General features: G+C 68.8%; 11 protein-coding genes and 1 pseudogene. 11 read left to right on the forward strand and 1 reads right to left on the reverse strand.

Going from position 1 to position 12,510, the window contains the following annotated elements; all coding sequences use genetic code 11:
* Positions 1–46: 46 nt before the first annotated feature.
* From AAW14_RS25740 to AAW14_RS25790, 11 genes and pseudogenes are all read left to right on the forward strand, one after another.
* Complete coding sequence (locus AAW14_RS25740) at positions 47–454, forward strand: roadblock/LC7 domain-containing protein (protein ID WP_265566310.1); 408 nt, start codon at positions 47–49, stop codon at positions 452–454.
* Complete coding sequence (locus AAW14_RS25745; RefSeq protein WP_265566311.1) at positions 451–798, forward strand: DUF742 domain-containing protein; 348 nt, start codon at positions 451–453, stop codon at positions 796–798. Before AAW14_RS25740 ends, AAW14_RS25745 begins: the two co-directional genes overlap by 4 nt.
* On the forward strand, positions 779–1,405 hold the full coding sequence (locus tag AAW14_RS25750) for a GTP-binding protein (protein ID WP_416223370.1): 627 nt from the start codon (positions 779–781) through the stop codon (positions 1,403–1,405). Before AAW14_RS25745 ends, AAW14_RS25750 begins: the two co-directional genes overlap by 20 nt.
* The gene (locus tag AAW14_RS25755) at positions 1,402–2,619 is read left to right on the forward strand and encodes a cytochrome P450 (RefSeq protein WP_265566312.1); all 1,218 of its coding nucleotides are present in this window, start codon (positions 1,402–1,404) and stop codon (positions 2,617–2,619) included. The genes AAW14_RS25750 and AAW14_RS25755 overlap by 4 nt, the downstream gene beginning before the upstream one ends.
* Before the next feature lie 569 nt (positions 2,620–3,188).
* Positions 3,189–3,419: a hypothetical protein gene (locus tag AAW14_RS25760; protein ID WP_265566313.1), complete on the forward strand. Its 231-nt coding sequence runs from the start codon at positions 3,189–3,191 to the stop codon at positions 3,417–3,419.
* Positions 3,407–3,613 (forward strand): annotated as a pseudogene (locus AAW14_RS25765) (hypothetical protein); the annotation flags it as partial. The gene AAW14_RS25760 and the pseudogene AAW14_RS25765, both read left to right, overlap by 13 nt.
* Before the next feature lie 229 nt (positions 3,614–3,842).
* Positions 3,843–4,754, forward strand: coding sequence for a LysR family transcriptional regulator (locus AAW14_RS25770; RefSeq protein WP_265566314.1), 912 nt, complete (start codon positions 3,843–3,845; stop codon positions 4,752–4,754).
* Between the two features lie 303 nt (positions 4,755–5,057).
* Positions 5,058–8,087, forward strand: coding sequence for a hypothetical protein (locus AAW14_RS25775; protein ID WP_265566315.1), 3,030 nt, complete (start codon positions 5,058–5,060; stop codon positions 8,085–8,087).
* A 69-nt stretch (positions 8,088–8,156) separates the two neighbouring features.
* A complete protein-coding gene (locus AAW14_RS25780; RefSeq protein ID WP_265566316.1) occupies positions 8,157–9,560 on the forward strand; it encodes an MFS transporter in 1,404 nt (467 codons plus the stop codon).
* A gap of 33 nt (positions 9,561–9,593) precedes the next feature.
* Complete coding sequence (locus AAW14_RS25785; RefSeq protein WP_416223371.1) at positions 9,594–10,019, forward strand: YidH family protein; 426 nt, start codon at positions 9,594–9,596, stop codon at positions 10,017–10,019.
* A complete protein-coding gene (locus AAW14_RS25790) occupies positions 10,016–10,351 on the forward strand; it encodes a DUF202 domain-containing protein (RefSeq protein ID WP_265566317.1) in 336 nt (111 codons plus the stop codon). The genes AAW14_RS25785 and AAW14_RS25790 overlap by 4 nt, the downstream gene beginning before the upstream one ends.
* Positions 10,352–10,627: 276 nt before the next feature.
* Here the strand turns inward: AAW14_RS25790 and AAW14_RS25795 are convergent, their stop codons facing one another.
* Positions 10,628–11,485: a hypothetical protein gene (locus tag AAW14_RS25795; RefSeq protein ID WP_265566318.1), complete on the reverse strand. Its 858-nt coding sequence runs from the start codon at positions 11,483–11,485 to the stop codon at positions 10,628–10,630.
* Positions 11,486–12,510: the final 1,025 nt, after the last annotated feature.

A 12,510-nucleotide genomic window follows, 5' to 3' on the forward strand; every position in this document is an offset into this window, starting at 1 on the left:
CTCCCGACAGCTCGACTCCCTCGCACCTGGAAGGCGAAACCAGTTCATGACAGGCACGACCACCGCCGACGAGAAGCTCACCTGGCTCATAGAAGGGCTCCTGGAACGCACTCCGGGAGCCAGGCACGCCCTGGTACTGTCCCGCGACGGGCTGAGACTCTGCCGTACCCCCGAGCTGACGGTCGACCAGGCCGATCAGCTCGCCGCAATCGCTGCCGGCATCCAGTCGCTGTCGCATGGCGCGTCCGTCGAGTTCGGCGATGGAAGCGCAGGCGTACGCACGTCGATCACCGAGTTCTACGGCGGAACCCTGTTCATCGTGGAGGCCGGCGACGGCGCCCATCTGGCCGTGGTCACCACCGAGGAAGCCGATGCCGGACTCGTCGGGCACAACATGAGCGAGCTCGTCGAGCAGCTTGGTGAACACCTGACGGCCCCACCCCGCAGCGCATGAAGCGCCCCGGCCGGGACGACGCCCCCGACCGCTTGTACACCCTCACCGGGGGACGCAGCTGGTCGGGTCCCGACAACCCCTTCGACCTGGTCACGCTGGTGCTGGCGGAGTCTGGCCCCACACTCGGCATGCAGTCGGAGCACGCGACGATCCTCAGGTTGGCGCAGGCACCCATCGCCGTGGTGGAGGTCGCCGCAGAACTCGGCCTCCCCGTGAGCATCACCAAGATCCTGCTGTTGGATCTGCTCGCCTCCGGGCGGGTCAGTGCCCGCCATCCGCAGACCTCGGCCCTTCCCGCCCCCGACATCCTGGAACAGGTGCTCGTTGGACTCCGCAACCTCTGACGTACGCAACCCATTGGGTGCCTCCGCCACCAACGGTCTGAAGATCGTCATCGTGGGAGGCTTCGGCGTCGGAAAGACCACCATGGTCCGCTCCGTAAGCGAAATCCGCCCCCTGAGCACCGAGGAAACGATGACGCGCGCCGGTGAGGCAGTCGACGACATCAGCGAGGTGCGTGGGAAGACCGCGACCACCGTAGCCTTCGACTTCGGCCGGATCAGCCTCGACGCGCGCAATGTGCTGTACCTGTTCGGAGCGCCCGGCCAGGAGCGCTTCTGGTACCTCTGGGACCGGTTGTTCGCCGGCACCCTGGGAGCCGTCGTCCTGGCCGACACCCGGCGCATCGACGACTGCTGGTACTCGATCGACCGACTGGAGCGCCACGGCACCCCCTTCATCGTGGCCTGCAACGACTTCGGCGGCCCCAGCCACCCGCATCAGCACGTCCGCGAGGCCCTCGACCTCGACGCGCATGTGCCCTTGGTCGACTGCGACGCCCGCTCCAGACAGTCCAGCAAGCAGGTCCTCGTCACTCTCGTTCAGCATGTCAAGAACCTGTACGGCGGCCAGCCGGCCCGTGCCGTTGCATCCCCGCAGGAGCTCACGTGACCCCCGACGCCGTGCCGCTGAGCGGCCCCCGCTTCCAGACCGAACCCGGCCCGCTGTACCGAGAGCTGCGGCGCGAGCACGGTGAGGTCACCCCGATCCTGCTGGACGGCGGCGTACCGGCCTGGCTCGTGCTCGGCTACCGCGAGCTGCACCAGGTCACGAGCGACCCGGTGCTCTTCAGCCGCGACTCCGGGCTGTGGAACCAGTGGGACACGATCCCCGACGACTGGCCCCTGCTGCCTATGATCGGGCGCAATCTGCCGTCGATCATGTACACCGTGGGTGAACGACACCGTCAGCGCGTCGCAATGATCAGCAACGCCCTGGAAGCGCGCGACTCCCACGAAATGCGCTCGCATGCAGAGCGGTTCGCGGACGAGTTGATCGATGCGGTGTGTACCAAGGGAAACGCCGATCTGATCGGTCAGTACGCCATGCTGCTGCCCGTACGGGTCCTCGCCCGCCTCTACGGCTTCCCCGACGAGGATGGCCCGGCTCTGGTCGCGGCCATGAACGACATGATCGACGGCCGTGACCGCGCCCTCGCCGGCCAGAATCATCTGGCAACCTCCATGGCGGATCTGCTTGCTGCCCGCGCGACCAGACCGGCCGACGACGTGGTCTCCCGGATGTTGGCCGACCGCAAAGGTTTCAGCGACGAAGAAATCATCCAGGACCTCATAGTGATGCTGACGGCCGGCCATTCGCCCATCGCCGACTGGATCGGCAACTCCCTGCGGCTGATGCTCACCGACAGCCGTTTCGCCGCGTCCCTTTTCGGCGGCCGCAACAGCGTCGCCGAGGCGATGAACGAGGTGCTCTGGGAGGACGCGCCCGTTCAGACCGCAGCCGGCCGCTGGGCATCGCGCGACACCCGCCTCGGCGGACGTCACATCCAGGCCGGCGACCTGCTGATCCTTGGCCTCCAGGGCGCCAACTCCGACCCGCAGGTACGCCCCGTCGACGCCGATCTCACCGGCGGCAACTGCGCCCACTTCTCGTTCGGCCACGGAGAGCACCGCTGCCCGTTTCCGGCCCAGGAGATCGCCGAGGCGATCGCCAGGACCGGTATCGAGGTCGTCCTGGACCGGCTTCCCGATATCGACCTCGCCGTTCCGGCCGAGTCACTGACCCGGCGTCCCTCGCCCTGGCTGCGGGGGCTGACGGAACTGCCGGTGCGCTTCACACCCACCCCTGCTCTCGGGGGCAGCTGACCGCGACAGCAGGTACCGAAGCCCTGCAGACGCAGTTGAGGATGATTGACCGTCATCTTGAGCGCAAGCCCGGGCGTTTGCGCCCCGGGTTAGCTCATCCCGAGTCCGGAGTCGCGCAGCGGCGGGGCTCGCTTCGCCGCTTCTGCTCGACGGCCGGCTGTCAGTGGTGTGCCGTAGCCTTCAACGTGCTTGCCTGGCAGGCAGTGCGCCGCGCCGTGGTGTCGGTTGCGCCGTGTGCATGTGCCGGGACCGTGGGCGTCGGAAATCGATGAGGGGGTGTGGCAATGTCTGGGAACGCCGAGGCGGAGAAGAAGATACCTCCGGCGGTTGCCGCACGCCTCGCAGCGGTGAAAGCGTGAAAGGAATCCGGCCTTGTCGGCCGCACCGCGATCGTTGCCGTCCGGCTGAACCGGGCGGACCATGTGCGCGCCCACGACGCCTGTCATGCGGCGGCTTGATTGCGGAATCGGTCGGTGGTTTGGCTGCGAGGGCAGTGAGAGGCGGGCGAAGCCCCCGGCAAAGAGGACGTCCACCGGTTCGTCACCTCACTTCCGTCCGACGACCGGCCATTGCACGCCCACATCGCGCAGGCCGTCGCGTACGACCTGTGGGATGCGGTCGCGATCTCCCGGGCTAACCGTGCCCTGGGTCTGAAGGCGCGGGCGCCGTGGCGGGAGAAGAAGTACCAGCCGCTGTCGTTCACCGCGAAGTTCGGCCGGTGGATCACACCCGAGGGACGGGTTGCGCTTTCTCTCGGCCGCGGCCGCGGGCGGATCGTGCTGCCGCCTTCTACCGGTTGATCGGGGTGTTCCACGACCTGGTGAGCCGCCCCCGTATGTGGCGCTTCCACTCCTACGGCGGCTGCGGATGGCACCACTGGGAGTCCCGCAACGGCCCGGCACGTGTCCTGTACCCGTGGGAGATCAACCAGCTGCTGTGCGGGGCCGGCATCGAGTACGAACTGACCGCCGAAGGCGAGGACGTCGGGCGCCTGTCTCCGTCACCGACGCCGCCGGCTGGTACACCGCCACGTATTGCCATGGCAGACCGCCACATATGCTGCGCCGTACCGTCGGCAACCCCGAAGCAGCTGGTCGAGTGCGGACGGGAGCAGGAGGGGCGGGCCCGCAAGCGCGGGGAGCCGCCGCGGGGGTGCTCCTGCGCGGCACGCGCGGGAGAACGAGGCCCAGCCCGCCGCCGACGGCTAGCGATAGGACTTATCTATGGAACGTCGTCAGCTGGAGTACTTCCTCGCTGTGGCCGCGCACCGGAGCTTTACCAGCGCCGCCCACACCCTGCGCGTGGCGCAGCCGTCGCTGTCCCACGCGATCCGCCTGCTGGAGAGGGAACTGGGCACCCCTCTGTTCCATCGCCTTGGTCGCGGAGTTGCGCTGACTTCGGCGGGCGAAGCGTTCGTGGAACCTGCCCGGCAGATCATGCGCGATCTGGAGACCGCTCGGTCCGCGGTGCGCACCGTGGCCGGACTGGCGGGCGGCAAGCTGGACATCGTCACGCCCACGACGCTGGCGGTCGACCCGCTGGCGGGGCTCGCCGGGGCTTTCCGTCAGCGGCATCCCGCGATCGACATCGTCATCGTCGAGCCGACGAACGCGGCCGCTGTGGCGGACATGGTGCGCACCGGTGAGTGTGAGTTGGGGCTGGCCGATGTGAGGACGCGCGGCAAGGCCGTCGAGACGCTGGAGCTGTGCCGGCAGGAGGTCCTGGTGGTGGTGCCGCGGTGTGACCGCTTTCCGCAGGCCGGACCCGTGGCACTCAGGGAGGTGGCCCAGCTGGATTTGGTGGCTACCGCGCGCGGCACCGCGACCCGGGCCCTGATGGATCAGGCGCTGGACGCGGAGGGGAGGAGGCCGCGGATCGCGGTGGAGACGGTGCATCAGGCCGCGGTCGTCCCGTTGGTGCTGGCTGGAGCGGGGGCGACTTTGCTGCCGCGCTCGCTCGCCGAGGACGCTGCCCGGCGCGGCGCCGTGGCGCTGGCTACCCGTCCGCGGTTGGTCCGGCCCGTCTGGCTGATGTGGCGGCGTGGGCCGCTCTCGCCCGCCGCGCAGGCGTTCATCGACGTGGCTCGCGAGTTCTCCGCGCGCCCGGTGGCGGCTCCCGACGCTGCCGGAGGATGACAAGCAAGAGAAATCTTCTATCGTCCACGGTGAAAGGTTCTTCTCCTTCGGGTCCTCCACTGCGTTGTCCGGCCGGATCGGGTTCGAGAGCGTATGGGGCACGTCAGGCGCGGCCGTGGGCAACTGCGGTGGGAAAGCCGGAGACCGGCGCGCGCCGCGTTCGGGGCGGATCTGTGACTGAGCCACTGATCCGCACTGACCGCGCCCGGGCGACGCACTGCCGGTGAGGCCGCCGGTGGTGAGCGGAAGGAGAGTCCGTTGGGACACACACACGATCACCATCATCACCATCATCACTGCGGAGTGGATCACCACAGCGGTGAGTACACCGAGCAGCAGCGCGCCGACCTGCAGCTCGTCCTGGCCTTCAACCGGCGGCTGTCGGAAGCCATCGACGCCTGCCACGACGTTTCCGAGGTGGAGGCGCTGCTAGACCCCGATCCCATGCGCTACATGTGGGTGGACGAGGGCGCGGGCCGGCTGCCGGAGTTCATACGGGCGGCTGATGAGGCCTTGGAGCGCGCGCCCGTGCTGGCCGGGCACCGTCGGGCCGGGAGCCGCGCCGTCGGCGGCTCGGGGGCGGCGGCCCGTCCGGCCGTGGCGGTCGCCGCCGACGGGCGAGTGCTGCACACCTGGATCGAATGGGAGAAGGACGTCGGTGAGAGGGTCTTCGCCGTTGTGGCGGCCGGCCCCGAAGCCGAAGCCGACGCCGATCCGGTGGCGCTGACGGGGGAGCCCGCGGACTGCTTCCGTCCGACCGCACTGTTCGACCGTGCCGGCCGCGCCTGGGTCTGCTTCGCGCGGGCCGACGACAGTGCCGTGAGCGTGTGGGCGCGCCGGTACGAGGGGGGTCGGTGGCTGCCCGAGGAACTGGTGAGCACCACCGAGCACCCGTCATTCAACCAGGAGGCGGTCGCCCACGCCGACGGCACGGTCGAGGTGTGCTGGCAGGGGCGGACCGGCGGCCGGTTCGGTATTTACTCGCGGCGCTGGAAGGACGGCACGTGGTCGGACACTCGGCTGGTGAGCGACGGCTCCGCGGCCAACGTCTGGGACCCGTCCGCCGCGGCGCTGCCTGGCGGCACCGCCTACGCGTGGACCGAGTACCACAACGGCTCCTATCGGATCGTGGTGCGGCGGATCCACGACGACGGCACCCTGTCCGACATCCATCCGATCAGCTCCGGCAGCGACTACGCCCTCCACCCCAGTCTCGCTGCCACGCCCGACGGCGGCGTCTGGTGCGCCTTCGACGTAGTCACCGTGCATGGCCATGGCGGTTCCGGGCCGACCCGGCTGCGTGCCACGGCGGAGCTGGCCGAGCCGTTCAAGCCGGAGGGTATGCGGGAGAGCGGCGATGCGGTCCCGCCCGAGCTGCTGCCCGAGATCGCCGCGTCGCTGCGCGTGGTGCGCGTCGACGAGGACGGCGTGGCCGAGGCCGAGGGCGAGCTGGCACCCGAGACGGACATAGTCCCCGGCGGCCTGCCGCGTCTGGTCGCGGACGCCCAGGGCGGTCTCACCCTCGCCTACCGAATCCATCGTCGCCTGCCTCTGATGACGTACTACTGGGAGGTCGCCACCCAGACCCTCGGCCCCGACGGCTGGTCGGCCCCCACCACCTACGCAGGGAGCGACGGGACCATGGAGGAGGTCGCCCTCGCCCCGCTGCCGGACGGGGCTTTGGTCTCCTGGCAGGCCGACGGCCGCAAGGAACGCGGCTTGACGTGGACCGAGGGCTTCGGCGGGCGCGAGTGCCCGTTCCTGCTGGAACACCAAGGCGAGGTCATCTGGCACAGCATGCACGGCAGCGGCACGATACGCAGCGCCGTGGTGCCGGGCAGCGGTGGCCCGGCCAGGGCGGTTCGCCGGCTTCCCGTCGTGCACAGCGCCCTGCGGCGTGAGGCGCGCACCTGGGTTGCCGCCGAGCGGGACCGTTACCGGACTTCGGTCGGCGACCGGGACTTCTCCTTGTACTGGGGCGATCTGCACCGGCATTCGCTCATCAGCCGGTGCACCTCCGGGGACGAGCCCTCGCTGGAGGACTTCTACCGCTACTCCTGGGACATCTGCGAGTACGACTTCTGGGCCGTCACCGACCACTCCGAGAACAGCAGTGAATACCAGTGGTGGAACATCCAGAAGATCGCCGACCTGTTCCGCATCGACGACCGCTTCATCCCGCTGTACGGCTTCGAGTGGACCGGCATGACCGGCCACCAGAACGTCATCTTCGGCTCGGTCGAACGAGGCGCGCCCATCTACTCCTCGTACGCCGAGGGATCCGCGACGCCCGCGGAGCTGTGGAGCAAGCTGCGTGGGCACCCGGACTTCCCGGCGATCACCATCCCCCACCACCCCGGATCGGCGATGGTCCCCTTCGACTGGGACTACTACGACCCCGAGGCCATGCGCCTGGTCGAGGTGTTTCAGGCATGCCGCGGCAATTACGAGGACGACGGCTGCTTCCGCCAGTATTCCGACGGCACACTGCCCGGCACCTTCGTCGCGGACGGCCTGCGCCGCGGCTACCGCTACGGGCTGATCGCTTCCTCCGACCACGGTCACGGCGCGAGCTACGTCGGCGCCTACGCCGAACGGCTGGACCGGCAGTCGGTGTTCGAAGCCCTGCACGCCCGGCGGGTGTTCGCCGCCACCACCCGCGACATCGTGGTGGACTTCCGCATCGGCGACACCTTCATGGGAGGCGAGACGCGGACGAGCGGACCGGTCGAGCTGGAGGCGTACGTACGCGGCTACGGCGAGATCGCCCGCATCGACGTCGTCCGCGGCGGCGAAACCGTGCACGTCCTCGCCCCCGACCCACAGCTGCCTGCCGGGTGGACCAGTGCGTCCCTGCGGCTGGAGTGGGGCCGGGGGCACTCCACCACCGACTGGAGCGGCAGCCTCGCCATCGAGGGCGGCAAAGTTCTGCAAACCCCCTACTGGAGCCCGGAGATCACCGAGGCCGGCGAGCAGTCCGTCAGCTGGTCCGCGATGACCAAGAGCTTCGGCGAACCCTACGGAGCGCAGCGCGGCGGCATCGAGCTCACCCTCCTTGGGCCGGACGACGCTGTCGTACGAGTCAAGACCGCACACGGCGAGCTGACCACCACGCTCGGAAAGGTGCGCGGCACGGCGGTCGAGCTGCCGGTCGACGTTGACGGGCGCTTCCATCTGCAGCCGGGCGTGGGCGGACTGACCGGCCTGGGCGGCGGCGAGCAGCGGCTGCGCTGGACAGACCAGATCGACCGGCCCACCTGGTACTACATCCGCGCCTACCAGACGGACGGCGAGATGGCCTGGTCGTCCCCCATCTGGGTCGACCTGACCTGACCGTCCCGGCGGGCGCTCCGGCCGGGGCGCCCGCCCTCCCCTTTCATCCGGCAGTGCGAGGGAGCAGCTATGGAACTGACCGCAATCGACGAAGCGCCGATGAGCCGCTTTCATCGCAAGTTGGCCCTGGCCTGCAGCGGCGGCCCGCTGCTCGACGGTTACCTCCTGTCGATCATCGGAATCGCCCTGGTCGGCATCAGCGACAGCCTCCGGCTCGGCAGCGCCGCCACCGCCATGATCGGCGTGGCCGCGCTGGTGGGCATGTTCTTCGGCGGCCTGATCATCGGCCCGGTGACCGACATGGTGGGCCGCCGGGTCATGTACACCATCGACCTGGCCGTTCTGCTGGTCGCTTCGGTGGCCTGCGCCTTCGTCACCTCCGCAGGGCAACTCATCGTCCTGCGGCTCATCATCGGGTTCGCCATCGGCGCCGACTACCCCATCGCCACCTCCCTGCTTACTGAATGGCTTCCCAGGCGGCAGCGCGCCCGAATGATGGGCGTCCTGATCGTCGCCTGGTACGTGGGCGCCACAGCCGCCTACTTCGTCGGTTATCTCCTTGCCGAGAACACCGGCCCCGGCGCCTGGCGCTGGATGCTTGCCAGCGCGGCGGTCGTGTCCGTCGGTGTCATCGCACTGCGCCACGGCACCCCGGAGTCCCCCCGCTGGCTGGTCGCCAAGGGCCGCCCCGAGGAAGCAAGCGCACTCATCGAACGCGTCCTGCGCGTGCGGGTCACCCCCGGGGACCTCACGGCTGCACACGCCTCACGCGCCCGGCGCGGCAGCGTCACCGAGCTGTTCCGGGGTCTCTACCTGCGCCGGACGGCCTTCTGCGCCCTCTTCTACACCTGCGCGGTGATCCCCCTGTGGGCGCTCTACATCTTCGGGCCGAAAATCCTCAGCACGTTCGGCCTCGGCAGCGGCAACCTCAGCAACCTCGGCTCGGTCCTGATCACCCTGGTCTTTCTGCTCGGGACCCTACCGGCCATGCGGTGGCTGGAGTCCGTCGGAAGACGAAAGATGATCACCTGGTCCTTCGCGGCGATGGTGCCCCCGCTGCTCGTACTGGCGCTCTGGCCATCGGCCCCGGTCGCCATCGTCATCCTCTGCTTCTGCCTGTACGGGCTCTTCTCCGGCGCACCCAACATCCTGGAGTGGGCCTACCCCAACGAGCTCTTCCCGACCTCCATCCGCGCCTCCGCCGTGGGCATGGCCGTCGCGCTCAGCCGGTTCGGCGCTGCGGCCGGCACGTACCTGGTCCCGGTCTCCCTGGCCCACCTCGGTACCGGGGCGACCATGGGGATCGGCGCGGCCATCACGGCCGCCGGCTGGCTGGTCTGTTTGGCCTGGGCCGAGGAGACCAGCAACCGTCCCCTGGAAGAGGTGGGGAGAACCGGGACCGGCCCGGACACGTTCTCGCAGACAGGTACGGAAGCCCCGTCCGCCGCGGGCGCGTCTCGGAGCGACGAGTGAACAGCCGGGTGCGGCACCGGTACCCCCAGGTCCATGGGGCCTTCCTGCTCACGCGAGGTCAGCAACGTGTTCGATGCGCTACGTGAACTGCGGCTCTGGTTCTCGCCGGAGACGGTGCGTGCCGAGGGCGAGACCCCGGACTACCGTTTCTCACTCGCCAACGAGCGGACCTTCCTTGCCTGGTTGCGCACCGCGCTGGCGCTGGTCGGCGGCGGCTTCGCCGTCGACCAGTTCCTGCCGCACCTGGCGGACTGGTGGCGGATCGGGCTGGCGCTGGCGCTGCTGCTCGCAGGCGTGCTGTGCACCGGGCGGGCGGTGAACCACTGGGTGAAGTGCGAGCGGGCCATGCGGCGCGGTGAGGACCTGCCGCAGAGCCGCCTCCCGGCGTTGCTGGCGCTGATCCTAGGGCTCGTGGCGCTGGCGGTGGTGACCGTGGTGCTGCTCGGCTGCGCCGGATGAGCGGCGGCCTCGCGCGCTGCTCAGGGTCGCCCGACCGCGACCCCGGGCTGCAGCCCGAACGGACCCGGCTGGCCTGGCGGCGCACCACGCTGGCCGTTACGGTCGCCTCCGTACTGGCGGTCCGGACGGCCCTGCACGGCCGGGCCGGATCGGGCGAGCTGCCGGCGGTCGCGTGCGCAATCCTCGCCTGGCTCGGCTTTGTCGTGGTCGCACACCAGCGCATCCGGGCCCTCAGCACGCCTCGCCCGCCCCTGCTCACTCACCGGGCGGCACTCCTCACTGCGATCTGTGCGGCACTGGTCGCGGCCTGCGGGGCCGCGCTGGTCGGCTGACTGATTGGGGCAGGAAGCGCCATCCTGTTCACAGGAGGAACAGTCCCGGCCGCGGGTTGGGGAGGCGCAGACGGGGGAGCAAAGTTCGAACCTGGAACCGCCTGCCGTACGCGCCGGATCGCGACACTTCGAGTTGAGTCCGCCTGGCCAAGGGATCGTCGATCGCCCTCTCCAGCACCGCGCTCGAAGGGAAAGCGGGCAGCGACATGGATGTATACGGAACGCTACGCGTGGCCAACCCAATCGCGTTCCGCTACCGCCATACTATTCGGCCGTTCAGGATCGTTGTGGTCTCTTGCCCTTGGTGACGGCGGCGGCCGCCTGGTGGGGAGGGGCACCAGGAGCGGAAAAGGTGGTGGGCTGACTGGGAGTGTTTGCGGCCGGTGATGCGTTGCCGGTTGTCTGGAGCGCTGCGGTGTGTGCCACAGTTGAATTGGTCGGCTGGTCCGGCAATGTCTTTGTTTGCTCGTACGTGACTGGGATTCCCAGCTTTTTCTCGAAGACCTTGCAGGCGTTCTCCAGCCATTTCTCAACCTGCCCGGGATCCACGCCGGGCCTGACCGCCTTGCTCATGTAGCGGCCTGACTGGTCGTTTATCGTCCCCAGTTGCCGCCGTGGATCGTAGCGGAATTCGCCACTCAGTGCCGCGGGCGCGACGAGCGTCCCTCCGTCGTCGCTGAACTCGACCGCGATTGTCGGGTGGCCCAATCCATCTATTCCGTTCTTCAGATCCTGCTCCGTGAGATCCTTTGTACTCGTCTCCGGGTGTCGTCGCTGCTGCTCACGCACGGCCTCCTGCATGCCGGTCAACAGCTCGTCGAACTGCTCCTCGGGGATGACCGTGAGGAGCTTCTCGCTGCCCAGCATGATTTTGTCATCTTTGACGACCGAGTAATGCCAGACCGCATCTTCTCTCCCCTTGAGAATCCAGGCGGGTGGGATCTCGTCAAGCGATATCAACAAAGGGTTGATCCGGAGGTGGTTCTGGTCGTCCAGCTCCTTCGGTTTGATCGTTTTGGGAGGTACCAGCGGCCCGAAGCGGTGGTTCGACGGCGCTTCAGGTTTGGCGGACTTGTTGGCTGAATGCTCCTCCGTAGGCGCTGCTGCCGACCGCTGCGTGGCATCTGCTGGCACTATCTTCTCCTTACCGTCTCTAAGAAATGGGTTCGGCCCCGGTCTCCTCACAGGAGGTTGTCCGGCCGCGCTTGGCCGGACGACATCGAGCGGGACCTGTCGGGCAAGCCCAGGGACTTCGCAAAGCCGCGCCTGCAGGGCTTTCTGGTCAACCGCGATGTGGGGCGGTTTCAGCGACTCGAGCCCGCGCGGTGACTTGTGGCGGCACACGTGCAGGCAGATCCGCCGGCGGTGCTTCTCTTATGTACGGCCCCAGGCCGGGATCCGTTCACGGACAGCGGCCGCTGATCACCACCTCAAGCCCGAGCCAAGCCTTCACACCACCTCGCATGACGACCGATACATCCCGCAGGACGATCACCGCAGGCAGCGCGTTCTGGACCCTCCGCACGACCCCTGGCTGCCACTGAGACCCTGGGACCTCGCCCGCCACCATGGCGACGTCACCCTGGATACCGTGCGCCAGCTCCTGTGCGTCTGGTTCTGAAGACTTGCGGGCGGGCGCTGCGGAGGGCGGTGGCGATGGCGCCCAACAGGACGGCGCTGTCGCCGAGTTCGCTCGGGGCGAGGGTGGGGCGCAGCGGGGTGGTCTGGTGCAGGACTGCGATTGCGTGCTCAAAGGCGAGGCGGTCGGACCTCCTGCACCGGCCGGGAGCGAGTTCGCCACCAGAGGCCTCGGATGGGGACCAGGTGATTTCAGTCAAGACTCCGGATGAATGTTCTGGAGCACGCGACATGTCGACCGCCCATGCGTCCCAGTGTTTCCGCAGGTCGCGCGGACGGGTGGCCGACCAGTCAGGGTGTCACGGTCGCTCAGGATGGATTGCGCCGACGGGACATCCAGGACCGGGAGGGGCGAGGGCCGAGCGGACCTCTTCACCCCGGGTCAAGGCCGTGGCAGGGCGCAGGAAGCCGACGGGTGGGCGAACGCCGCCGTCATAGGTGCCGGTCAGCGCAGGCCCGCGCTCGGCGCAACACCTCGTGCCGAACGCGCACGCAGGGAAGTGAGCCAAACGTTTGCACGG

Origin of the sequence: Streptomyces hygroscopicus (genome assembly GCF_026168105.1) — a bacterium.
In the GTDB taxonomy this organism is placed as follows: Bacteria; Actinomycetota; Actinomycetes; order Streptomycetales; family Streptomycetaceae; genus Streptomyces; species Streptomyces hygroscopicus_D.